The sequence below is a fragment of the Spiroplasma mirum ATCC 29335 genome, from assembly GCF_000565195.1.
Taxonomy (GTDB): domain Bacteria; phylum Bacillota_I; class Bacilli_A; order Mycoplasmatales; family Mycoplasmataceae; genus Spiroplasma; species Spiroplasma mirum.
The window spans coordinates 608,872-634,599 of sequence record NZ_CP006720.1; the positions used below are offsets into that span (position 1 = coordinate 608,872).

Annotated in this window: 21 protein-coding genes, 2 rRNA genes and 1 pseudogene; 5 read left to right on the forward strand and 19 right to left on the reverse strand. The window is 32.4% G+C overall.

Annotation, left to right across the window (positions count from 1 at the left end):
• Positions 1–56: 56 nt before the first annotated feature.
• From fib to P344_RS03055, 11 genes are all read right to left on the reverse strand, one after another.
• On the reverse strand, positions 57–1,595 hold the full coding sequence (gene fib, locus P344_RS03005; RefSeq protein WP_025317424.1) for a cytoskeletal motor fibril protein Fib: 1,539 nt from the start codon (positions 1,593–1,595) through the stop codon (positions 57–59).
• A gap of 289 nt (positions 1,596–1,884) precedes the next feature.
• Complete coding sequence (locus P344_RS03010; RefSeq protein ID WP_025317425.1) at positions 1,885–2,121, reverse strand: hypothetical protein; 237 nt, start codon at positions 2,119–2,121, stop codon at positions 1,885–1,887.
• 89 nt (positions 2,122–2,210) lie between these two features.
• Positions 2,211–2,681, reverse strand: coding sequence for a transcription elongation factor GreA (gene greA, locus P344_RS03015; RefSeq protein WP_025317426.1), 471 nt, complete (start codon positions 2,679–2,681; stop codon positions 2,211–2,213).
• A gap of 100 nt (positions 2,682–2,781) precedes the next feature.
• Complete coding sequence (gene udk, locus P344_RS03020; RefSeq protein WP_025317427.1) at positions 2,782–3,432, reverse strand: uridine kinase; 651 nt, start codon at positions 3,430–3,432, stop codon at positions 2,782–2,784.
• A 102-nt stretch (positions 3,433–3,534) separates the two neighbouring features.
• Positions 3,535–6,147, reverse strand: a complete 2,613-nt coding sequence (locus P344_RS03025) for a hypothetical protein (RefSeq protein WP_025317428.1) — start codon at positions 6,145–6,147, stop codon at positions 3,535–3,537.
• Between the two features lie 358 nt (positions 6,148–6,505).
• On the reverse strand, positions 6,506–6,916 hold the full coding sequence (locus P344_RS03030) for a hypothetical protein (RefSeq protein WP_025317429.1): 411 nt from the start codon (positions 6,914–6,916) through the stop codon (positions 6,506–6,508).
• 299 nt (positions 6,917–7,215) lie between these two features.
• Positions 7,216–7,785 carry a hypothetical protein gene (locus P344_RS03035; protein ID WP_025317430.1) on the reverse strand — a complete coding sequence of 190 codons (570 nt, stop codon included), beginning with the start codon at positions 7,783–7,785 and terminating at the stop codon, positions 7,216–7,218.
• Positions 7,786–7,934: 149 nt separating this feature from the next.
• Positions 7,935–8,531 carry a hypothetical protein gene (locus tag P344_RS03040; RefSeq protein ID WP_025317431.1) on the reverse strand — a complete coding sequence of 199 codons (597 nt, stop codon included), beginning with the start codon at positions 8,529–8,531 and terminating at the stop codon, positions 7,935–7,937.
• 119 nt (positions 8,532–8,650) lie between these two features.
• Positions 8,651–8,956: an MMB_0454 family protein gene (locus tag P344_RS03045; RefSeq protein ID WP_236681342.1), complete on the reverse strand. Its 306-nt coding sequence runs from the start codon at positions 8,954–8,956 to the stop codon at positions 8,651–8,653.
• A gap of 14 nt (positions 8,957–8,970) precedes the next feature.
• Complete coding sequence (gene efp / locus P344_RS03050; RefSeq protein WP_025317433.1) at positions 8,971–9,528, reverse strand: elongation factor P; 558 nt, start codon at positions 9,526–9,528, stop codon at positions 8,971–8,973.
• 94 nt (positions 9,529–9,622) lie between these two features.
• Positions 9,623–10,531 (reverse strand): SPE_1075/MLC_0560 family membrane protein, encoded by a 909-nt coding sequence (locus P344_RS03055; protein ID WP_236681343.1) that lies wholly within the window; start codon positions 10,529–10,531, stop codon positions 9,623–9,625.
• 749 nt (positions 10,532–11,280) lie between these two features.
• Here P344_RS03055 and P344_RS07875 point away from each other — a divergent pair.
• Together P344_RS07875 and P344_RS07880 are read left to right on the forward strand one after the other, a co-directional pair.
• Positions 11,281–11,412 (forward strand): hypothetical protein, encoded by a 132-nt coding sequence (locus tag P344_RS07875; protein WP_269078576.1) that lies wholly within the window; start codon positions 11,281–11,283, stop codon positions 11,410–11,412.
• A 131-nt stretch (positions 11,413–11,543) separates the two neighbouring features.
• Positions 11,544–11,666 (forward strand): hypothetical protein, encoded by a 123-nt coding sequence (locus tag P344_RS07880; RefSeq protein ID WP_269078577.1) that lies wholly within the window; start codon positions 11,544–11,546, stop codon positions 11,664–11,666.
• Positions 11,667–12,214: 548 nt separating this feature from the next.
• Here the strand turns inward: P344_RS07880 and P344_RS03060 are convergent.
• From P344_RS03060 to P344_RS03085, 6 genes and pseudogenes are all read right to left on the reverse strand, one after another.
• A complete protein-coding gene (locus tag P344_RS03060; RefSeq protein ID WP_025317435.1) occupies positions 12,215–12,499 on the reverse strand; it encodes a GIY-YIG nuclease family protein in 285 nt (94 codons plus the stop codon).
• Between the two features lie 2 nt (positions 12,500–12,501).
• Positions 12,502–14,033 (reverse strand): annotated as a pseudogene (locus tag P344_RS03065) (ABC-F family ATP-binding cassette domain-containing protein).
• Positions 14,034–14,053: 20 nt separating this feature from the next.
• Positions 14,054–16,198 (reverse strand): SF1B family DNA helicase RecD2, encoded by a 2,145-nt coding sequence (gene recD2 / locus P344_RS03070; protein WP_025317436.1) that lies wholly within the window; start codon positions 16,196–16,198, stop codon positions 14,054–14,056.
• Positions 16,199–16,216: 18 nt separating this feature from the next.
• Positions 16,217–17,350: a tRNA 2-thiouridine(34) synthase MnmA gene (mnmA, locus tag P344_RS03075; protein WP_025317437.1), complete on the reverse strand. Its 1,134-nt coding sequence runs from the start codon at positions 17,348–17,350 to the stop codon at positions 16,217–16,219.
• 84 nt (positions 17,351–17,434) lie between these two features.
• Positions 17,435–19,111, reverse strand: coding sequence for a hypothetical protein (locus P344_RS03080; RefSeq protein WP_025317438.1), 1,677 nt, complete (start codon positions 19,109–19,111; stop codon positions 17,435–17,437).
• Between the two features lie 168 nt (positions 19,112–19,279).
• Complete coding sequence (locus P344_RS03085) at positions 19,280–19,750, reverse strand: hypothetical protein (RefSeq protein ID WP_025317439.1); 471 nt, start codon at positions 19,748–19,750, stop codon at positions 19,280–19,282.
• A gap of 1,365 nt (positions 19,751–21,115) precedes the next feature.
• On the opposite strand from P344_RS03085, the gene P344_RS07885 reads away from it, so the two are divergent.
• The 3 genes from P344_RS07885 (at position 21,116) to P344_RS03095 (ending at position 22,488) form a co-directional block, all read left to right on the forward strand.
• The gene (locus tag P344_RS07885) at positions 21,116–21,244 is read left to right on the forward strand and encodes a hypothetical protein (protein ID WP_269078578.1); all 129 of its coding nucleotides are present in this window, start codon (positions 21,116–21,118) and stop codon (positions 21,242–21,244) included.
• 56 nt (positions 21,245–21,300) lie between these two features.
• Entirely contained in the window at positions 21,301–21,519 is a 219-nt protein-coding gene (locus P344_RS03090) for a hypothetical protein (protein ID WP_148552308.1), read from the forward strand.
• 141 nt (positions 21,520–21,660) lie between these two features.
• Positions 21,661–22,488, forward strand: coding sequence for a GNAT family N-acetyltransferase (locus tag P344_RS03095; protein ID WP_025317441.1), 828 nt, complete (start codon positions 21,661–21,663; stop codon positions 22,486–22,488).
• 64 nt (positions 22,489–22,552) lie between these two features.
• On the opposite strand, the gene rrf is transcribed toward P344_RS03095, so the two are convergent.
• Together rrf and P344_RS03105 are read right to left on the reverse strand one after the other, a co-directional pair.
• Positions 22,553–22,659 (reverse strand): 5S ribosomal RNA (gene rrf, locus P344_RS03100).
• A 72-nt stretch (positions 22,660–22,731) separates the two neighbouring features.
• Positions 22,732–25,648, reverse strand: a 23S ribosomal RNA gene (locus P344_RS03105).
• Positions 25,649–25,728: the final 80 nt, after the last annotated feature.

A 25,728-nucleotide genomic window follows, 5' to 3' on the forward strand; every position in this document is an offset into this window, starting at 1 on the left:
TATAACACCTTTTTAAAATAAAAAAAACAATCTTATCGATTGTTTTTAAAAATTAATTATTCACTTTTTAAACGAATAGTTACTTTAAATGAACCAACTTTGATTGGGTCATAGTCATTTCTTGTAATATCAACCACAGTGTAATCTCTTTGTAATTTTTGGTTTATGTTTCCAAATTTAATTCCACGACTTACGCCTTTTGCTGAAGGAATAAAGATTGGAATTTTACGGTAATCCAATGCTGGTACTGTCATGTAAATTACAACTTGTTGGTATGGTGAATCAACATCTTTTAATGCTTCGTTTAAGTATTTAACAAATTCGTTACTTACTAATTGACTACCAAAGTGTTTGTCTTCAACAAACTCATGTGATTGGTTATGAGTAATGTAGAATGAAATTCTAGCATCGCAGTTAACTAATAAGTATTTTTGGGGAACAGTTGCTCCGTTATATGTGTATGATGATTTATCTTGGGCTTTTTCAGCAATTGCGGCAGCAATTTCGTTAGCCACGGTCTCCACTTTATATAATTTTTCAGTGTTTAAATCATATTTAGCTGATTTATTTCATAATAGTTCATCATCATTAACACGAACTTGTTCTAAGAATAATAATTTACGTAATCATTTTTTAGGAGCATTTTTTCATTCATCTTCTCCTAAAATAACTTTACTTGGTCCTTCGTTGTCTTTAACTTTATTCTTCATAACTTGAATAATGTCTAACGCAACTGGTGATTTTTCTTGTTTATCAACTAACATTAATGATGGTCCAAATCCTGATAATACTTTATGAGTATTTGGTTTGAATAATTTAATTCAATCATCATGTTTAATTTCAAATAATTCATTAATTGAATCTAAATCATCTGCTGATGATTGTGATAAATCAATAATGTAACGTGAACTTAATAAGTTAAATAATCTTCTTAATAAGTATTTTAAAGTATTAACTGTTTCATACATTTTAAATTTATGTAATGGGTCATTATCTCATGGTGATAATGCATTGTTATAAATAATTTTTAATGCTAAGTAATTAATACTTGATTTTTTCGCAACTTGGGCGATGGCCCCTGCTTCAGTATCAATAACATCAATTGTGTGACCATATTTGTCAACCATTTCTTTAAATTGTTTTGAGTTATAGATCAACATATCAGCTGTTCCAGTAACCCCTTCAGTTAATCCTAATTTAAAGTCTTTAATAACTTTGGCAAATTCACCATCAAATTGGAATGATTCTGGTTCATTAACAATTTGCCCATATTTAATGTCTTTAAATACTGTTAAATCAGCATCACGATAAATAAATTTTGTTGAAATTGTTGTATCAGCAGTATCATGTTTATCATTTGTTGATAACGCTAAGTCAATATTGATAATTGTTTGTAATCCTGGGTATTTTTCTAATAAGTAAGTTATTGCCATCGCTGCATTAGCTTTTCCATAACCTACAGTTGCAATAATAAAAGTTTTCCCATGGTATTTTAGATGTTGGATAACACAGTTTTTTCACCAATACTTTTTAATAGTCTTAATGCTGTGTTTGTCTTTCATCGTGAAATACGCAGTTGAAATAACTCCAATCATATCTTCACCTCAATTTCCCTTATAACTAATTTCCTATGTTGTGCCTTACACAAGGTTTTTCACCTCTGCGAAATACAACTAGATATATTTTATCTTAAAATGACTTTTTTAGCAATATCTTTAATAAAAAAACAAAAAACAAAGTTTTCTTCTTGAAAAACAGAATTAATTATGATTAAATTATTTTTTACAATAATTAATTACTTTATGTTTTTTAAATTTTTATGGAAATAAATATGGTGATGAATTGATAATTTTATTGTTCTTAAAAACCCATTAAAATTAAGGTTTAAGTTAATAAAAAATTATTAATCATTTGTAACTCGTGATTTACCTTTGCTTGCTGTTGTAACTGAGCAGTTTGGTGCTGTTGCAATAATTTTTGTTGTTTTTGTTGAATAACAGTACTACTAATTTGGACCCCTACTTGGGCTAATGTGCCAATACAAGACAATATTAAAGGAATTAACATTCAAAAAAAGCCTCGTTTAATGTTTTGGGTTGCGACTATTGATAATTTTTGCATCTTAATTGCCCTTCCTTTCTACTTATTATTTAACAGATCCCAAGGGGTTTTCCTTGTTAAAATAAAAAAATAATTATTAGTTAAAATAATTATTCGACATTATTAATACTTATTTTATAAGGATTTTGAATTCCTTTAATTTCAACAGTATCACCGAATTTTTTACCAATAATTGCTTTGGCAATTGGTGATTCATTAGAAACCGTATTTTCAAAGGGGTTTGCTTCCACCGCCCCGACAATTTTAATCTCAAAGTCCTTGTTAATAGCTAAATTAGTAAAACTAACTTTGCTTCCTAATTTTATGACCCCGGTTTTTGACTTAACTTCTTTAATTTCTTTCGCTTTTGTTAAAAAAGCTTCGATTTCTTTAATCCGACCTTCCACTTCTGCTTGGCGGTTACGAGCAGCATCGTAATCAGCATTTTCCGAAAGGTCTCCCTGGGCGCGGGCTTCTTTTAATTCTTCAATTACCGCGGGGCGAACCACATTAATTAAATTATTTAACTCCGCTTTTAATTCTTCCATCCCTTCTTTAGTTAATAAAATTTCTTCATTAATACTCATCTGAATGTTCACTCCTTTATTATTTTCAATGACTAATATTATAACATTAATCTTAAATAATGTCTTATTTTTCCGTTAATTTTAGTTATTTTCCCTAAAAAATTGCTTTCTTTTTCAATAATGACTTAATTTTTGTCGCAATCATGTCAATCGCAATTTCATTTGCTTCATAATATGGCACAATAATATCGGCATACTTAATACTTGGTTCAACAAAATACTCATGCATTGGTTTCACCGTGGTTAAATACTGGTTAATAACACTGTCAATACTGCGACCCCGTTCATTAATATCGCGCATTAACCGGCGAATAAAACGAATATCATCTTCGGTTTTAATAAAAATTTTAATATTTGCTAACTGGCGAATTTGTTCAATTGCTAAGGCTAAAATACCATCTAACATAATAACATCTGCTTCTTCAATATGAACAGTTTCGACTGTTCGTTGGTGTAAAGTAAAATCATAAATGGGGCGGTCAATTGGTTCATTATTTTTTAGTTTATTAATGTGGTCAACAAGTAATTCAATGTCAATTGAATCTGGGTGATCATAATTAATTAACTTTCGTTGTTCAAAAGTTAAGTCTGGTCAGTCTTTATAATAATTATCCATTGTTAAATAAACAATTTTTTGTCCTTTTAAAATATGGGCAATTTTGGTTGCCACTGTTGTCTTTCCACTAGCGGTTCCCCCAGCAATCGACACTAGTTTAACAACATGTTTTTTTACCCTGTATTCCAAACCATCTTCCTCCTTTACATTTTTAAATTAATAAGATAAAACCTTTTTTATTTTAACATAGAATAAAAAAAGTTTAGACCGAAAGGTTAAACTTTTTTAGGGTTAATCATTACGACGTATAATTTCTTCATCACTAGCCGAAGATTTTGAAGGATGTTCGGAATGATGTTTTGCATTTCAAGCTTGGTATCACTTAAATTGTCCTTCTTCAGGATAGCGCTCATTAACTTTTTCGCGAATTTTATCCATTTCCATGAATGGTAATTTTGATCACATTGCCCGGTTTGTTTTTGGATTAACATATTGTTCTAAATGTTCTTCCACTAAAATTGTTGCTATTTTTTTACTATTGTGGGTTCCGTAGAACATTTCCCGGTTGCGTTGAATGGAAACCCCTAACCCAATCGCTAAGAAGCCAACAATTCAAACTAGTAAAATTGCAAATTGTTGAAGGACATATGAAGCATCCGTTCAGTTTGAACCAACAATTCCAATACTGTAAATGATGGCCCCCTGGGCATGAATTGAATAAGTATATGGTGCTAAGTAACTTATTACATCAAAGAACCCAGCTTGCATAAAGGTTGGGAATGTTCCCCATCCTGATGATAAGTTAATAATCAACAAGATAACACATAAGAACTTCCCGATCGTTTCGTCGCGTAAACTAAACCATAAGGCCTGTTCAATAATGACAAAGACGGTGACGGTAAACATCATTCATAAATAAACTAATCCAAAGGTTGGACCAATCATTGATCATCCTAAACCATAGACTGTTAACATTAAGATTGTACATTGAATTCAAGACGTTACTAACATTAAGGTTGTTTTACCTAAATATCACGCAAATGGTCCGGCAGTTTTAACTCTTTTAGCACGGTCAAAAACAAATGTTTGCATTAGCGTTCCCACTCATAATCCAATACATAAGAAAAATTGTCCTAACCCAATTCCATAAGGGTTAAAGTTGCTTCCCACAATATTGGTTTGCATAATTCCCCCTAAATCAGGGAATAATAAGGAATTAATTCCCCCACCTAACATTGATAAGAAATCACCCGCTTGGCTAGCCACACTATTGTCCCCGTTGACACTACCACCTAAAATTAATTGTGATAACACATCAATATTTGTTTGGAAATTACCAACAATAGTTCCTTTGGCTGGGTTATTAAGATCACCAAAAGGCAAAACATAAGCATTTTTCGGAGTGTTACTTGGATTACCATCCCCTAGTAAACTCACTAAGCCAATTTTGCTAAAGGTTCCAAATTGGGTACCAAGAGTAATTAAATCTTTATAATTTTTAATCAGAACACTCGTTGCTCCTTTCCCAGTAATTGGAAAATTATAAGCAGTATTTGGAATAATAGCTCCTTCTTGTTCTAATAATCCCGCAATATTTCCCGCTGATCCCAATAGTTTTTTTACCCCATCAGCATCAATCGCTAAACTTCCTAAACCTTTTGGAAAGGGCAAAGCCGCAGTTAGTTTTTCCGAAAGTTTGGGTGCCAGTGCGGTTGCTAATAAATTACCTGTCTCACCACTCATTAATGTATTTCATAAATTAGCGATTTGACTTAAAAAACCATCTGTTTGTCAGTCTTGCGTAATATCTGTCCCCGCAGTTCCTTCTAAAGTTAAACTTGGTAAAGTTCAACTTGGATACTTCGCTATAATCGCCGCTAGCATTTCCTGGTTACGAATAACATATTCCTGGTCTTTAATAATGTTAAAATCAACGGTTTTGGCAGTTGGTGAACCATGGTCGGCCACTGTTAATTGTTCATTAACTGTGGCTGGTGCTTTAAATAACATGTTAGCTTTAACATTATTTAATTCTTTTTCTAATAATAACTGAATTGTTGTTTGTAAGATTTCGGGACCTAAATCAACTAGTAAACTACTTTTAAATTCATTAAAAATATACATAAATTGTCCAAATAAAAAGTTATGTTTATAAGTTGATCAAAAGTTAATACCACTGTGTTTTAAATCATTAATAAAATCAGTGGGACTTTTTTGATCCGGGGTTGATTTTCCAGCAATTTCGCGTAGAGTGGAATCAATATAGCCAATTAAATCATCAGTTAAGTTTTCTGGAATTTGTAACTGTACTCAGTATCTATCTTGGTCTTTTACATTTCATGACCCATCGCTATTTTGACTAGCAATATTAGCGGCTGCTTCACCACTTAAATATTTCAAATTAGTTAATTCCATGTTGTCATTAACTTTGACCTTAAATTTATCCTGATCTTTGTTATAAGAAATATTTGGTACTTTATTTTTTTCTCAGGATGACACTAAATCTTCAACAACGCCCGCTTTACTATGAATTGTGGTTGCTGCTTTTTCAATCACAGTTCCACTAGTTGTTGTTATTTTAGTACCATTGGGAATACTATTTCAGTCCGTGTTGATCGTAATTGGTACTTCCGCGCCCCCAACATCAGTATAGTATTCTCCAGCTCCCAACGCTAAATTACCATCAACTGATTTTCCGACAATTAACACCACTGGTTTATCGTTGTTAATAATTGCCATTGGTGCGGAACCAATTTGGGGAATCGGGTTTCAGAATGCTCAAATACAAATAAAAGCATACAGAAAAGGAACAAAACAAATTGCCACAAACTTAATGACCCTTTTTCTGCTACTAAAAACACGTTCTCTAAACTCGGCCTGAACAGTATCTAGATATCCTTTCATAATTTTCTTCCTATCTTAAATTAAATTATTTAGTACACAATATTTAATATATCACTTCTAAAAAGTTTGTCTAGGTTAATGCCCAAAAAGTTTTAAAAAATTTAGGAATAATTTTTGCAAATTAGGGTAATTTTTATAAAATTAAGAATTGGACTAAATTGCACTTCCTTAAAGGAACGGAAAATAGTCTTAGCCAAAAATAAAAAAACATAAATAATACTATAATATTTATTATTTATGTTAAAGTTTTTACTAATTTTCATAGATTTCGGAATCTTCGGCTGCTTCTAATTCACTATAACGATCAAAGATAATATTTAATTCCTCTAGCATATGCAGCGCGTCCTGACGGTTAGGGTTATCTTACCCCGCATGCAAAGCTTGATTGCGAACTAGATAGCTTCGTAATTCATTGTGGATTTCTTTCGAAGTATATTTTCAATCATCAACAACATTCAAATTCATCATCCAGTTTTACTTGTAACTCAGGCCGAGTTTGCATTCTTTTCAAGTATTTGTTACGATAGTATGTAAAATACCATAATGTTCCAAAAACAGCTGAACTTCCAACAAAGGCTAACTCAATCACCGCTCCAATTAAATGGCTTTCAAATTTATCATCCTTGGCAGTACCCACCCCATTAATTAATGAATAGTAGTGCCATACAAAGGCAAATGCTAAGATTACAATATTAATTGGGAACGCCACTCATTTTCAAACTTGCATTTTAACTTTTTTTATTGCCGCTAATTTTAAAGTAACGGCCATGACCATCCCATAGTCAGACAAAATCAACTAAACTAAATTTCTTAGTTTCTTTTTTTGTTTAGCCATAAAAAACTTTTTTACTCCTTTTCATTTGTATTATTCTCGCTTACACCAACATTCTTAATATAAAAATATTATAAATAACATTACTATTAAGAAAAATTATACTATTTTTTTTCAAAATAATATGCTTTTTATGATAACGAAAAATAAAGATAATGCAAATAAAATTAACAATTTTTTTAAAAATAATTATAGATTTTTATTTCTCGGATGTTTTCCTAAAAAATAGATGCTTGTTAAACGATCAAGAGAGAATAATCATAACAAATTGTTAAAATTAAGATAAAAATTAAAATTAAATAATATTTTTCCGAACGGTTATTAAAACTATTAGTTGCCAATAATCTTACTTTTGCCAGTTTATCACCTGGCCTTGTAAAAATATGTTCATGGGGGACTTGTTCGGGAAAATTAATGCTAACAATTTTGTTAAGATTGCTGGTGGTGCTCGCTGGTTTGCCCTGACAACTAAATTTTTTGCGTGAGTTTTTTGTTAAAAAAGTTCTTAAAATACTAATTGGCAAGACAACTAAACCTTCTGTTCATGATATCTTTTTCATATATGGATTATTTTCTAACTGTGACTTTTGAAATAAACCCGCATTTCCCCCATTACATTCAAAATATAGTAATAAATCCAAATCAGTAATTCGTTGTTTGGTATAATCTCACTCAACTTTTAAAAAAATTAAATCCTCTTTGTTATTTCAATAAAGATCATTATTTTTAATTTGCTTAATAAAGCGATAATATCTTTTTTTACAATTTGAACAAAGAAGTTTAATAATTGGTTGATTATTAATCATCTTCCTCAGCGCTCCTTTTAAAACAATAACATATTTTAAGTTCAATAGTTTTTTCATTTATTCTTTGTTCAGGTTTTTACTGATTCAATTTTTGAAAATATTACGTTGTTGTGATTTCAAAATAGCTTCTTCTCGTAATTTTTTATTATTTAATTAATTAAGATTTGTTTTCAATAATCAGTTGCGGTTGCAATATTTTTACTTTTTTGGCTTTTTAAATTGGCATAGACGTTAAAAAATGATTGGTGGTGTTCTCACTTAATTCTTAAATAGTTGTTAACAAAAATTAGTTTATCTAGTAAAAATTTTCATAGGTTTAAAATAAGAAAATACATAAAATTAAATAACTGAATAGCCAATAATAACATTAATTCAACCGCTCCAATTATTAAAACAGTATAAAAACTACTATTGAAAATCCCAAGGTCTTTTAAATTTCAATACATATTAACTAAGAAATGAATGATTAGTAATTTAATTAAAGCATTATGTTCTAACAGTAAATATAAATAAAAGATGAAAATTAAAGAACCAATTAAATAACACACCCCACAGATGTTCTGAAAAATAATACTACCAAAAAACTTTTTTTGTTTTGATAAATTGGGCATTTTGGCCAATAACCGGTGTAAAAATAATCTAAAAGCACGAAAAAATTGTTCAGTCAACACAAAAAAGACTGTTACAATAAATATCCAAGATAAAATTAAGCCATTAAAAGACGTAAAAATAGTGGTCCATAACATCGTCGTTTCATTCCTTAACATCGTAGTTTTTTCGTTTGTTTTTATGTTAATAAGCTTATTATACACTAATTATTTTTTGTATACAAAAAATAAAAAACCACCCCATTCTGAGTGGTATCTTAATGATGAAAATTAATGTTAATATTTTTTGGTTTAATTTTTAAAGTATAATCTAATTCTTTTTTAATAGCATCGTATAATTCCTGGGCTAAGACTGGTAAGTTTTCTGCTTGTAAAACCTTCCCGCTCACAAAAATGTGTAAGAAGTTATCTTCATAAATTCTACACTTAATTTGATCGGCAAAGAACTGTTCAGTCATGTCCCGTAAAGCGTACGAAACAATTTTTCGAATCACTAATAAACTAACATTTAAATTACCACGATAATTCTTATCAATTAATAATAAAGTATTATTATCCATCATTTCAAACTCCTTAATTATGCGCGTCCCACATATTTACCATCACTGGTGTTAATACTAATGATTTCCCCTTCTTTAATAAACAAGGGAACTTGCACTTCTCACCCAGTTTCCACAATTGCTTTTTTCATTGCTCCCGAAGAAGTATCACCCTTCACGGCAGCTTCTGCTTCAATAACTTGTAAATCAATTTTATCAGGAAGAATAACTCCTAAGACTTCCCCTTCATATTTAGTAACACTAGCGGTTACTCCTTCTTTGAAAAAGTTTTTTTCTCAACTTAAGCGTTTACTAGGAATTTCAACTTGGTCATAAGTTTGACTGTCCATAAACACTAGGTTAATTCCATCATCATATAGGTATTGCATGTCCACTTTATCAATCATTGCTTTTTCAACCTTATTGCCGCCCGTAAAAGTAATTGAAGTAGTGGCCCCGGTGCGTAAATTCTTGGCCTTTGTTTTAACATGGGCTTGTCCCCGCCCTGATTTTGAATGTTGAGCTTCAATTACAACATAAATATTACCTTCATATTGGAAAGTAACCCCTGGTTTAAAGTCATTTACATTAATCATATCATTTTCCTTTCTTTGTAATTAATACCAATTGTAATTATTAAATCTCTCCTAATTATAAACTATTAAGTGCTTTTCACCAATCAAAAATGAGTTATTTAATTGGTAGATCAATAATTTTGGCATCACGATTTTCCGACAGAAAGTTATCTTTAATTAAAGCATTATATTTGTCAAAGATTTCATCTTGTAAAATTCGTCATTTAATTTTTTGTTTTTTGTTATTATTAGCATTCATCATTTTAAATTCATGTAAAACTTCTCGGCGCAATTTTTGGTATAATTTTTTATCAATATCTAATAATTCTAAGCGAATGTAATTATTAAAGAAGGTTAAAATTAAGGCAATAACTGGTCCCGAGAAAAACGCCATCAGCATGGTAGCATAACTAATTCAAGAGTATAAATGGTTCAAACGATCTTGTAAGGGATAATTGCCCAGAAATAATAACCCGACTCCCAAAACAATTAACATACTATCGACAATAATCCGACACGCAGGATAAGGTAACTGGGTAATTTGTGATAATTCAGATGATAACCCGTTATAAGGTCCGGGCATCATTTTTGTCGCCACAATAATTCCTAACCCTAAACAAAAGTTTAGATAACTAGCTCATAAAATTCAACTACGCACTCATTCATTTCAAATGGCCTCGTTTCCTGTCATATTAGTTGGATCAATTGGTTTAATATTTCAATCGGGATTAACAATTCAAATATTAAGTTCCACTGCTAATGGTCATAAGAAAACGGGAATTAAATCTAAGATAATCTTAATAATTTCATCAAAAATAATATTTAAAGTTAAAATTTTTTGCTTCTTAAATTGAAAAATCTTAATTGTTTTAAAGAGAACAACCACTAGTCAAAAACAAGAATAAATAATTAATAGGGAAATTGAATAATATTCAGCAATATTACTCCCCCCTTTTACTCAAATATTAGCGGCTAATGAAAAAACTAGCAAGTCTTCATTAACAACCCCTAAGTTTAAATCCATGTATAATGCATTTGCTAATCCAAAAATATAAACTCCTAATAAGTAAAATAAAAAGCGTACCAAAATTGATTGATAATGGCTCTTAAAGAATAATTTCTTTTCATTAATATATAATTGGAAGGCCTTTGTTTTTTTATGAAACTCTTTTAATACTAAGTACTTTTTATAGCGGCTTTTATTTTTTTTATCTTTATTATCTATCGTTTTTGCTCATCATTCATTGTCGGCCCTCAGTTATTTTCTAAATTAACATTATTATTCCCAATAATTCTTATCAATAATTATCTTATTTATAATAATTTTAGCATACATTCAAAAAAGTTAAAAAAGAAAAACAAAATTTTTGGGAAAAAGACTTTTATTATTATTATTCCATCACAACTAAGGCAATTATTATTTCCTAGTAGAATAGCTATTACATCCAGAAAGGAACCTGTATCACAATGAAAAAGTTATTAACTTTTTTAACTTCATTAACAATAGTGCTCCACCTGCCAACTACCTTGGTGTCTTGTCATTTGTTGTTCCATTGGTAGGATAAAACCCCATCCGGGAGCCAGTACAGTACGTGTTTACTTTACAAAAATTATCAGCCAACAAAAATTATTGATGATCGCTCGGGGCGAGATAAATTATGATGACAATTAACAAATCCCAAGGATGGTTTTTATATTTGCCAGCAACAAAAAATTAGTTTATCGCGATTAACAACCGAAGATCAACAATTTGTAAATGCTTGTGAAAGTAACATGCTTTACCAAACCAGTAGTCCGGTAAGTATTAATCATTTTCATGAACTGACAACAACTAGTTTTTACGCGGATATTACAACTTTAGCAAATGCTATTTATCCATTAAACGCCCCTTCCCTTATTCATTAGAATTTCAAGAATTAATTGACAATGCGACAAACTTAGCGGGATTTAAAACTAACTAGTCAGGAAAAGGAAGAGTTTAGTGCCCAAATCAATCTTAACCTTTTTTAATATTATTACTAAGGTATACGCTCAAAATGTTTGTTATTAATAAATTATTGTATGAATTAATGAGTGGAACGACAATTAGTAATTCCAATGTTGTGGCAGAAACCGGGTTTGCATTATGACAAATGGGGGGATTCAAGGAATGATGTTAGTGGGGTTACCAAAGTGCTAGTTTAAAACTAGCCCAGCAACAATATGAAATTGGTTATTAAAGTAATTAATCAATTGCTGGTACCCCTAGTTCATGAAATGGGTCATACCATTAGTATGCCGGTCTAGCACCCCCTTCGCGTTATTATATTAATAATTTTGATCCGAATATTATTGATCCCCAAACAGTTCCCCACCTAGAAGATATTGTTTATTAAAATCCTAGTGATAGAAATCCAATACTATTTTATAAATTCCGTCCGGGTGATGCCCTTGTTGAATATCTTGGTACCAAAGTAGGAATTGGTGATTATTATCCATTCCAACAAAAATTGGCAGCCTGGTATTTATTCAATCTGGTTATGGTTGGGGTGGTAACCAAGATGGTGGGAATGAAGAATTATTTACCGAAGGATTTAGTCAGTGGTTATTAACTCCTGATAATCTAAAGGAATTAAATTGAGAAGAATTAAATGAGTTCTATACTAGCCATTTGTTAGATGTTTATCAAATGAATTAAAAAGATCAATTCAAAATCGAATTGATCTTTTTAAATGTTATCTTTTAAAATACTGGGATGAGTTTGTAAATACTGATTCTTTTCCCGGCGAGTTAATTGTTTAAAGGCATATTCTTGTTGCATTGCTAATGATTTGGTTGCATATTGTTCAGCATGAATTAACTGAACGGGACGGCGCGTGTTAATTTTGGTATATTTTGCTCCTAACCCAGCGTTGTGTTTATCAACACGAGCTTGTAAATCAACAGTATAACCAGCATATAAAGTATTATCAGCACATAATAAAACATAGAAATAAAAATTTTGCGGTGCCATTATTATTGTAACTCTTCAAAGTCAAGAATTTTATTTGTTCAATTAGTGCTGAAGTTAATATCATGGGTAGTAATCAGAACGGTTCCTTTGAAGACTTCAATTGCTTCTAACAAAGCTTCCTTGGCTAAAATATCAATGTGATTAATTGGCTCATCAAAAATTAATAAACTACAAAGGGTTAATGATAATTCGGCAAGGCGAGTTTTTGTTTGTTCACCCCTGATAGTTTTATCATTTTATTATGCATTAGCGTAGTTTTTAATCCAAAGTTTGCCAAAGTTATCCAAATAATTTTATCATCTAAGTTGGGATTAATCTTCTTTAAATATTCAATCGGGGTTAAGTCACTAATTTTTTCAGTTTGTTTAAAATAAACCACCTCGACATTTGCTCCTAATGTAACTTCGCCAGCTAACGGTGGAATCTGGTGGGTAATTGTATTTAAAAAAGTAGTTTTCCCAATTCGGTTCCGCCCTTTGATAATACATTTTTCACCCTCACGAATTTCAAAAGTTAAATTTTTAATTAAGGGCAATTGAAAACCAATTGTTAAATTAGTTGCTTTAATAATAACTGCTGTGGCCGGACGTTTATATTTAAAATTAAATTTTGGTTTTGTTAATTTCTCTTGTTTTTCTAAGATTTCCATCTTATCCAATTGTTTTTTGCGAGATCGGGCCATTCGGGCGGTAAAAACCCGAGCCGCATTCTTGGCAATAAAAGTTTCTAGCTTCTTAATTACCTTTTTTTGCCCTTTACGTTCTTTTTCATATTGTTCAATTCGTAATTGGCTTTGTTCTTGATACTTGGAAAAGTTACCAACATAATGATTTAAAGTGTAGTTTTCAATGGCATAAATAATTTTACAAGTTTTATTAATAAAATCACGATCATGGGATACGAGTAAAAAAGCACTACTATAATTTTGTAAAAACTTTGCTAATCATTCAACTTGAGTTAAGTCTAAAAAGTTAGTTGGTTCATCTAACAATAAAAAGTCATCTTCTTGCAGTAATAATTTTACTAAGAAAACTTTCCCCCGTTGACCCCCTGATAAAGAACCTAACGGGTGGTCTAATAAAGTAGGGTCAATACCAAGACCATCAACTAAACTACAAACTTTTTTATTAATTGTTTCAAAATCAATTTTGTCTAAGTATTCTTGTAACTTTAAAGCTTTCACTAAATCTGCTTCCTGATAATTATTCGCCATTTCTTCATATAGTTTTGTAATTTTATTTTTAATGTTATACAACTCTTGATAAGTCTCTTTTAAATACTGGTCAATAGTTAAAGTTAAATCAACAGCTTGGTGCTGGTCTAAATAACCAATTTTTAACCGGGGGTGCAGGTTAATAATCCCGTGGTCGGGTGTAATCTTATGGGCAATAATATTTAGTAATGTTGTTTTACCAGCGCCGTTTGGGCCAATTAAAGCAATATGCTCGCCCTTATTAATTTTTAAATCTGCATTCTTATATAATAATTTTTCCCCATTACTATGTGTTAAATTTTCAAGATTTAAAATACTCATTATGAACTCCTTTAAATATTTTAATAAAATTTCTTAATTGTTTCGGTTAAGGTTGTTTTTCGTTTTTTTGGTAAATTATTCACTCCATAAATAAAGGCCTTACTATCCCCAAATAAATATAATTGATGTTTAGCGCGGGAAATTGCTGTATAAATTAAATTGCGCTGTAACATAATTCAAAAAGAGTGGGTCACAACAAACAAAATGTGGTTATATTCACTACCTTGTAATTTATGAACACTACAAGCATACGCTAAGGTAATATCATAATATAGTTCTTTATTATATTCAACAATACTTTCATCATATTCAACTAAGATGACCGGATTTAAATTCTGGTCTTTTTTAATATCTACAATGATACCCACATCCCCGTTATAAATTTCTAAATCTGGCCGATTTTTTAACTGCATTACTTTATCACCAACTTTAAAAAGGCGGTGACCAACCTTACATGTTGGTTGTCCATAATCAGGATTTAAATTTGCTTGGAGATATTCATTTAAAATATTAATTCCTAAGTTACCATTATACATTGGTGATAAGACTTGAATTTGATGATGATCATTATCCTCCTGCGCTAAAATTTCTTGGTACTTATTTTTAATTTGACTTAGTATTTCCTGGGGCGCACTATTTTCATAAAATTTAACATCCGTTTTATTAAACAAGTTATAATCAAAATCATTATTTTGAATCGCATAACTTAGTTCTAAAATATCATTTCCCCTAGTCTGGCGATAAACTTCATCTAGTTTAACAATATCAAAAACATCGCTTTGAATAATATCTTTTAAGACATCGCCACAAGCAACCGATGGCAGTTGGTTGGGATCACCAATTAAAATTAATTTTTTTAACTTTAAACTAGCTTTTGCAATGGCGGCTAATAATAAACTATCAACCATACTTACTTCATCAATAATTAAAATATCATATTCTAACGGGTTGGAAATATTATAAAAAAACTGGTTAACTACGGAATCATACTTTAACATTTTATGAATTGTCACTGCTTTTTGGTTTGTTTTTTCCCTTAACCGTTTGGCAGCTTTGCCAGTCGGGGCGGCAAGAATAATTTTATCCTGGGGATAAGCACGACGTAATAAGCGAACAATTCCATCCACCACTGTCGTTTTTCCGGTTCCTGGTCCTCCAATAATAGTTAAAAAATTAGTGGTTAAACTTAAACGTAAGGCTTTTTCTTGTTGAGCATTATAAATTACCCCATGGTTAAAACTAGTTAGCAATTCGCTAATTCGTTCCTGGGTAAAATTAGTCCGTTGGTTTAAATTAACTAGCATGTGGGCAATATCAAGTTCACTATGGTAAATATCACTGACATAAATTTTTTCATCCTTAAAAATTAAAATGCCAATTTGTTTTGCAAACATTAAGCCAGCTAAAATAATTTCTTTGGTTAGAGATGATAAATGCTTTTCAAGAATTTTTGATAAGCTTTGCAAGTCAAGATAGGTGTCACCAGTCGTGTTGCAAAATTCTTTGGCATAATACCAGGCATAATAACCAATCCGAATATTTGACGTTGGAGTTTTTGTAAAGGTTAAATAAATTTTATCAATTGTTTTAAAAGTAATATTATCTTTTAATAATAATGAATATGGATCTTTGGCAAAGATTGCTTTAATCTGGTCGACATCATACTTTGTTTTTAATAAGGATAGCACTTGTAATGATAAGTTATTACTATTAAAGAAATGGATTAACTCATCATCTTTGTTCATATTAGCAAAAGTATCTTTAATAATGCCAATTTGTTTGGAAGTTAATCCCGGAACATTGTGCAAACTATCAAAATCCGCTTTTATTTTGGCAATAACATTATCTTGGTAATAATCAATAATGGTTTGGGCGGTTTTCGGACCAATCGTCGGGAATAAATCACTAGCTAAATAACGCAAAACTTCATCTTGACCTTGAGGTTCAATCTTAACAATTTTTTTAACCTCAAAGTTTTGACCATATTTTTCTAATGTTACAAATTCACCAGTTAGTTCATATAAATGATCAGGTTGTAAACTACTTAAAAAACCTTTAATAAAAATAAAATGTGATTTATCCTTTTCTAACTGAAATTTACAAATCCGATAACCATTCTTGGCTTCAAAAACAATTAGTTTTAAATACCCCCGAATCACTTCCATTACTATCCTTTTCTCCTTTTATAAATACCATAGTTTTTGACCATTTAAATAAGCTTCGTTAATAATTCCTCCTCCTAAACAAACTTCCCCGTCATAAAAAACTGCTTCTTGGCCTGGAGTAATTGCCTTAACTTTTGTGGCAAAACTAATCACCGCTTGGTTATTTGGTAAGATTTCGACTTGCACCGGAATGTCTTTTTGGCGATAACGGAATTTTGCCGTACAATTAAATTTTTGAGCTGGTAAACGATTAATTCAGTTAAGATCGCTAACTAAGCAACTGGTTGAAAATAATCATTTATCCTCGCTCCCCTTGCTAACATATAAAATATTATCTTTGATGTTTTTCCCAACCGTAAAATAACGTTCATCCATTCCCCCAAGGTTTAAACCTTTGCGTTGACCAATGGTATAATACATTACTCCCGTATGACGACCAACAACATCATTAGTTTCAATATCAACAATATCACCATGTTGGTTTTGAATATAGTTTTCTAAGAATTGTTTAAAATTTCGTTCGCCAATAAAACAGATCCCCGTTGAATCTTTTTTGTGGGCAGTTGCTAAGTATTGTTCATCAGCAATTTTTCGCACTTCATCTTTAGTTAATTCACCAATCGGAAATAATGTTTTTGATAACTGTTGTTGATTTAGTTGACATAAAAAATAAGTTTGGTCTTTGTTAACATCAAGTCCTCGTAATAATTGATATTCTTGTAATACTGGGTTAAAACGAACCCGCGCATAGTGACCCATCGCAATTTTATCGGCTTTAATATTATCTAAGGCATACTTTAAAAAATAATTAAATTTAATATATTTATTACATAAAATATCGGGATTTGGTGTCCGCCCATTTTGATATTCACGTAAAAAATAAGTAAAGACATAATCTCAATACTCCTGGATAAAATCAACCCGGTTAATTTCAACCCCTAATTGATTGGCAACCATTTGAGCATCATTATAATCAATTTCTTGGGGACAAATAGTGCTAGTGAGGACTTTATGTCCTAAAATATCATTATTTAAATTACTATCCCAATTGCGCATAAATAAAGCACTAACTTGATATCCAGCTTTTTTCAATAAATATAAGCTTACCGAAGAGTCAACGCCCCCCGATAAACCAACAACAACTTTTTCCATTTTGGTGATTCCCCTTTTTAATAAAATTTAGCAATATTATTTTACAATAAAAAAACTAAGTTTAAAACGAAATAAACCTAGTTTTTAATGGAATTTTAAATTTCTCATTGTAATAATAAAACTCCCCATCGCTAACATTAAGAAAAATAAGCTTAACCATTGAAAGATACAACGCACTAGTTCAAAATTATCATCCCAGTAAGCATAACCATAAATATAAATTACTAACATGAAAAGAATCACAAGGATGTTAATTGGTAAAATAACATATACTAAACTTTTCTGATGATTAATACTTACCAACGGGACAATTGCTATTCCTAAGTAAATTGCTAACACAATCATTAAGAAAATCCGGTTGGCAGTTCAATAACTACTCTGATCACTTAAAAAACTAACATCAGCGCCTGCTTGTTTAAAAAAAGTATATAAATCAAAACTACTTGTTTCGCGTCAAGTATCTCAGGCAAGGGTTAAAATTAGTAACATTATAAACCCAAGGAGTAAACTAGCGCGGCTAAATAATAACATTGGATTATTTCAAATTAAGTTAAAATTTTTGGTAATCTGGTTGATTTTTTGACGACCATTTGCCAAGCGTTTAATTTTAAAATTGTGATTGAAAGCCGCAGAAGTTTCATAAATTGTTTTATTCACAACTCCCCCGGGATGGGTGGTAATTTTGCTAGTTGAGGGATTAGTATTTTTTGTCTTAACTTTAATCCGACAAAATAATTTTGGCGCAGCTGGGGTGGGACTTCCGGTAAATAAGTCAGCTGCTTCATCATTAAATAACCGGTTATAAAAATTACTAAATTCAAGTGGTTTATTTGGATTAGCTTCTGGTGGCTCCTGCTCTTTTAACTTTGCAATTTCACTTTTAAAAGCTTGTTGGGTTAAAATTGCTGGTTTTTCAACTTTTTCAACGGTGGGATTACTGTTAAAATTTGGCCGTTTACTGGGATCTCATTCCATCACATCTGCTTCAGCATAATAATTTGGTTTCATAATTTGTAAATCCAATTCCTGTTCTTTTTCTTTAAACACGGGTGAAGTTAAAACTGAGTAATTATTTAACTCTGGTGCTGGTTCGCGGTAAGGTTGGTTGCTAGCTTCTGTGTCAATATCATTTGAATTTTCACTATATTTAACCTCTTTTATCCGCGTATTTGGAAGTGATGGGTTAAATAAATTGGGGACTAGTTGCTTTACCTTAGAAAGCGGTTCAGATGTTAATTTAACTGATTGGTTAGTTGCTTGTTCTTTCGCAAGTATTTTTTTAGCAACCATTCGTGCTTGTTCGCGCAGATTAGTTTGGTCAATTGTCGTTTGATCAGTTGTCGGTGCCCTCTTTGCGATGATTGGATTTAAGTTAACTGGTACTTTATTATCCTGGTTAAAATTTTTTAAATATTCATCATTTTTATTAAAGGCTGCTTCATCAAAAACATCTTTAATTTTATTGACACGTTGGTGAAAATTTAACTTCTCTTGTTCTAAATGGTTAGTTTGTTTTTTTAAAATATTAATGGCGTTAGGATTATCTAAGTTAATTTTAACTTCACGATTATGAAATGTTAATCGTTCTGATTGGTTAACAGGGGTTGAAATTGGGGCAGTTGCAGCAAAAACAGAAGATTGGTTAAAAAAATGACTATTTGGATGATTCCCGACCACTAGTAGTTGGTCAGGGTTATTTGCAACGTTAGTAGTTTCCTTAATCGGTTTAATTTTTAAAATTTTAATTTCGTTATCCTTCACAGACATGCACTCTCCAATATCAATTTACATTAATTATATCCGAAAATGACTAAAATTTAAAGCGTAAACTATACTTTAATTTATATATTTTTCAATCATTTTTATTATTTTTATTGGATAAAAATTTACAAATTAAAAAAAGAACTCTTACACAGGAGTTCTTTTAAATTATTTGCTTACTTGTTCAAGTAATTTATATCATCGTTGTGATTCTTTTGCTCATGATTCTTTTGATAAAACTAGTTTACGAGCACGCATTGCTGATTTAACTCTGGAAATATTGTATTCACGAGCTCTTTTTTTCGCTCTTTCTTCAACTAAAGCATTATTTTTAGCAATTTCTTCTTTGCGTTTTTGTTCTAACAACTGGATTTTTGCCTCATCAACTTTGCTAGCTTCTTTTTCTTTTAAAGCTTCTTTTTCTGATTTTGCTTTTGCTAAAGCAATTTTTTCTTCTCATTTTTTTTGTTGAGCAATACAAGTTTCATTATTTTTTTTAATTCATTCTTCACGAGCTTGTTGTTCTTTAATTGCTTTTACCTCTTCTTTGGTTTTTAAATCTTTCCCATCTTGAATAATTTGCTCAATTAAATCAGATACATCTAAACTAGCTGTTGTCATGATTCGTTTTACTGCCATCGACTAATTCCTCACTTTTCTCTATTAATTACCTTATATTACATAGAATATGCATATTATAGCAAAAAAAATAAAAATTAAAATGGTTAACTATTTTTTTTTCAAAAAAATGATATTTTTAACTAAAATTTGCATGAAATATCAATTTTAATAGCTAAAATTATTAAAAATCCTATCATTATAGATAGGATTATTCTTAATTTAAAAATTTGTTAAAAATTATAATGCAGTTGGGGGAATTAAAGATTCACCTTGACTTTGAAACGAAATATAGGTATCACCTTGTCTTAAGATTAACTGCAAATCTCAGGTTACTTTTAGATGTTTATAATTTTTAACGACTTCTTTTGTAATGACACTAGTAGAAAAATCATAAATTTGTAAACTTTTTAGTGGAAAATAATCGATAAGACCATCATTTTCTTTCTTCCAAATTGCTTTGGTTATTTTTTCGGTTGGCTGATTAATTTTACATATTTCATAAGTTAATGACCCAGTTTGTAACTTAAATTTTTGATGAGTTTGATCATAAGCAAAAAAATAAATTAAGACCTAAAATACTCAAAACATCATAATCATAATTAATATTGTCATTGGTTTGGTCATTTGTTTGATTTTTGCTTTCATGTGGGGGTCATCGCCTCTTTTTGATGGCAAGCAATAAGACTACTTATTTCCGTTGCTGTTAACACCCTACCGTGCGAAAAATTGTTAATAACTTTTTCATATTAATTTTCCTTTATTGTGGCAAAGTTTTAAATATTATAGTTTGAGACTAATATTTCATATGATTCTCATTACATTAGACTTATGAGTAAATTGATATTTATTATTATTACTTAAGGCATCAATAGTAATGTTATCAAAAGTTCAAACATTAGTGTTAAGTTCGTTATTATAACTTTTATTAACATGTTAGTCTTAAGTTAAATCATAAAGATTTAACCGATGATGGTAAAATATACTCAACTGATTTTAATAGTGCTGGTGATATGAATTTTGTTGATATTTCGCAAAAATCTTAAAAATTAAGAAAATCTAAATTTTAATATTTAGATTTTTTATTTAATAAGTTAACTTTTTTCTAAATTATGAAACTTATTGTTTTTTAATGAAATTAAATTAAGATTTTTTTAAGAAACAATTATCTTTTTGTTGTTTCAATAACAATTAATACAACAATAAGGTAGTAGCTAATTTTTTATACTCTTGTTCAATTCATGATATGAACAGCCAGCTCTAAAACAATCAAGTGCCCTATTTATTTGAATCTCTGGTAAAGAAGAAATCTTACGAAATAAATTGTTAGAATAAAGAATTAGTCGTGAATTTCCAGAAGTTTATAAACAATTAATTCCCCAATACTTGCAAGGATTAAGAATTACAATTGATGGGAATAATTATGATATGGCAGCATGATTAAAACAGCAAGCCTATGTTTCATTAGGAACCGCAATTTTAGAAGCGAATGAAATTGGGTTAGATGTTAGGTAGAAAAATAATTCAATATTTTGAAACCCCACTGACTAACATTATACAAAATAAGATTATTGACCCCGCCGAAGTCAAATACAAATTTACCCTTACTTGCTTCAGACCTAGAAATTACAAATTGGCAGCAAAAATATGATCATCATCATTTACTTGAATTAGCAGAAAAGCAAAAACAGAGGAAAGAACTTAATGATAAAGAAATAGATAAATTAAATAAAGAATTAGAAGCATTAGAAGTTCAAATGGCTTATAAATGATACGTAATTTCATTTTAATTTATTAGAAAATCATATTAATGAAGACATCGTTGAATTAATTAATAAATATAGCAGTTCTGAAAATTGTTAATATTATTTTATTATTTCATTAATTTAATCAATGATATAATAAAAGAGAAGAAAGTGAGAACATCAACAATGTTAAAATTTAATGATCCTAAATATGATGAACTAGTCGAAAATTTTATTGCTTATACAACTGATCCCCACCATAATGACGGCCAACAAAAAGTTAAAATTGATTTAATGAACAAATTTTATTATGTTTCTTCAATCAATGCGCCCAGTAATTTAAACATTGTCATTAGTGGTGAAATTACCACGCCGGATCAAAAAAACGCGGCACAAGAAATTGTTAAGCCTTATTTAGAACAAGACTTAGCTTTTACATGGTGTACCATTAGTAAAAATAATAGTGCTGAAGAAAAGAAATTTATGGAAGCAATTGGGTTACACTACCATGAAACGTACTTAGGAATGATTATTAATTTAGATGATTATCAAGAAAAAATTTATGATTCTCATCCAGAGATTGTCTTTAAAAAAGTAACTACCCAGGACGAAGTTGATGATTTTCGTAAGGTCATCGAAAATGCCTTTGATCTTTCTTTAATCGACTTAACCAAATACCCAACCTTATTAAAACTAAACCAGCAAGATTATATTAGTCACCTGGTAATCTTATATCAAAATGGACTGCCAGCCGCAACTGGGCACTTATATTTCCAAAATAATTTGGCAATCATTGATGATATTGCCACCCATGCTTATTTTCAAGGCCAAGGGTTAGCAACAAAAATGTTAAATTACTTATTAACCTTAGCAAAAAATAGTGGTTATCATGATGCGGGGCTAATTGCGACAACTGGTGGTTATCCCATTTATAAAAAAATAGGGTTTGAACCCATTGAAATTTTCTTTAATGTTTATATTACGAAAGAAAACTATGCACCAAAAAACTCTTAAATATTATTCCTTAAAACCAATGAAAAAAAATGAATCTAAGTTAATTAGATTCATTTTTTAAATAACCTGGCATCGCCCTATTTTCACTCGAAAGCTATCGTCGGCGTAATAGTGCTTAACTTCTGTGTTCGGGATGGGAACAGGTGTGACCACTATGCCATAGACACCAGATTAAATTTGCTGAGCGGAATTATCCCCTCAAAACTAGATAATAGACGTTTCTAAACTTTGTAAATGAGTTCTTTATTGAAGTCCTCGACCTATTAGTATTGGTTAGCTGAACACGTCACCATGCTTACACATCCAACCTATCAACCTTGTCGTCTTCAAGGGGTCTTACTCCACGAAGGATGGGAAGTCTCATCTTGAAGTATGCTTCTCGCTTAGATGCCTTCAGCGATTATCATTTCCACACATAGCTACCCAGCTGTGCCACTGGCGTGACAACTGGAGCACCAGAGGTGTGTCCATCCCGGTCCTCTCGTACTAGGGACAGATCTTCTCAAACTTCCTACGCCCACAACAGATAGGGACCAAACTGTCTCACGACGTTCTGAACCCAGCTCGCGTACCGCTTTAATGGGCGAACAGCCCAACCCTTGGAACCGACTTCAGCTCCAGGATGCGATGAGCCGACATCGAGGTGCCAAACCTCCCCGTCGATGTGAACTCTTGGGGGAGATTAGCCTGTTATCCCCAGGGTAACTTTTATCCGTTGAGCGACGGCCCTTCCACACGGGACCGCCGGATCACTAAGCCCAGCTTTCGCTCCTGTTCGACTTGTAAGTCTCACAGTCAAGCACCCTTCTACCTTTGCGCTCTATGTATGATTTCCGACCATACTGAGGGTACCATTGGGCGCCTCCGTTACACTTTAGGAGGCGACCGCCCCAGTCAAACTACCCACCTGACACTGTCTCTGATCTGGCTTACAGATCTAGGTTAGGATTTCAATATAACAAGGGTGGTATTCCAAGGATGACTCCATAACAACTAGCGTCGCTACTTCAAAGTCTCCCACCTATCCTATACATGCTATACCAAAACCCAATATCAAGCTATAGTAAAGCTCCATGGGGTCTTTCCGTCTAGTTGCGGGTAACCTGCATCTTCACAGGTACTAAAATTTCACCGAGTCTGCAGCCGAGACAGCGAAGGGATCATTACGCCTTTCGTGCGGGTCAGAACTTACCTGACAAGGAATTTCGCTACCTTAGGACCGTTATAGTTACGGCCGCCGTTCACTGGGGCTTCGGTTCAAAGCTTCGCCTTGCGGCTAACAAATCCCCTTAACCTTCCAGCACTGGGCAGGCGTCACCCCCTATACGTCGTCTTACGACTTAGCAGAGAGCTGTGTTTTTGCTAAACAGTTGCCCCTTCCTCTTCACTGCGGCTCATATTGCTATGAGCACCCCTTCTCGCTAACTTACGGGGTTATTTTGCAGAGTTCCTTAGCTACAGTTATCTCGCTTGCCTTAGGATTCTCTCCTTGACCACGTGTGTTCGTTCTAGGTACAGGCACCATAAAGATAGTGCTAGAAGCTTTTCTTGGAAGCGTGGCGTCATATACTTCGCTACTAGGCGAACCGTTCACTCCCCATCACACTTCAAGGTTAATGCAAGGCGGATTTGCCAACCTTACCCTCTTTGTGCTTAGCCCGGAATCCAATAACCGGGATATACTAGCCTTCTCCGTCACTCCATCGCTCAATATGGTGGTACAGGAATATCAACCTGTTGTCCATCGACTACGCCTTTCGGCCTCGCCTTAGGTCCTGACTAACCCTGGGTGGACGAACCTTGCCCAGGAAACCTTGGTCAAACGGCATGGAAGATTCTCACTTCCAAACGTTACTCATGCCGGCATTCTCACTTCTAACCAGTCCAGCAGTCCTCACGGTCTACCTTCATCCCTGTTAGAACGCTCCCCTACCGCCCTGTATATTGCTATACAAAACCCATAGCTTCGGTATTATGCTTAGCCCCGGTACATTTTCGGCGCAAATTTACTCGACTAGTGAGCTGTTACGCACTCTTTAAAGGGTGGCTGCTTCTAAGCCAACCTCCTAGCTGTCTAAGCGACTTCACATCCTTACACACTTAGCATAAATTTTGGGACCTTAGCTGATGATCTGGGCTGTTTCCCTTACGTGCATGGACCTTATCACCCATGTACTGACTGCCGAGTATACAATAATGGCATTCGGAGTTTAATTGCATTCAGTACCCCTAGGTGGGGCCATCATACATTTAGTGCTCTACCTCCATTACGCTAACCTCAACGCTAGCCCTAAAGCTATATCGGGGAGAACCAGCTATCTCCAGGTTCGATTGGAATTTCACCCCTAGCCACAAGTCATCCACGGTCTTTTCAACGAACGTTGGTTCGGTCCTCCATCAAGTGTTACCTTAACTTCAACCTGCTCATGGCTAGATCACCTGGTTTCGGGTCTACGACTACATACTAAACGCCCTATTAAGGCTTGCTTTCACTACGGCTCCATGTCTTCCACTTAACCTTGCATGCAATCGTAACTCGCCGGCTCATTCTACAAAAGGCACGCCGTTACCCATTAACGGGCTCCGACTTCTTGTAGGCATATGGTTTCAGGTGCTATTTCACTCCCCTCCCGGGGTGCTTTTCACCTTTCCCTCACGGTACTGGTTCACTATCGGTGAATAGGTAGTATTTAGCCTTACGCGGTGGTCCGCGTGGATTCCGACAAGATTTCACGTGTCTCGCCGTACTCAGGATCCCATTTCGAGACTTGTTTATTTCGTATACGGGGCTATCACCCTCTGTGGCATGGTTTCCCAACCATTTCTACTATAAACAAGTTTTGTAACTCTACTAATATGGTCCTACAACCCCAGATAAATCTGGTTTGGGCTTGTTCCCCTTTCGCTCGCCGCTACTAAGAGAATCGCATTCGCTTTCTTTTCCTCTAGGTACTGAGATGTTTCAATTCCCTAGGTATACCTTCACTATAACTATGTATTCATTATAGGATGATGAGAGATTAATCTCACCGGGTTTCCCCATTCGGAAATGTCCGGATCAAAGCTTACTTCCAGCTCCCCGAACCTTATCGCAGGTAGTCGCGTCCTTCATCGTCTCCTATTCCCAAGGCATTCACCATACGCCCTTTGTAACTTCAAATTTGATCAATCAATTGGTTTAAATAACCAAAGGTTTTTTTGTTTTGAGAATCATTTACAAATAAATAACTGTGAAATTTC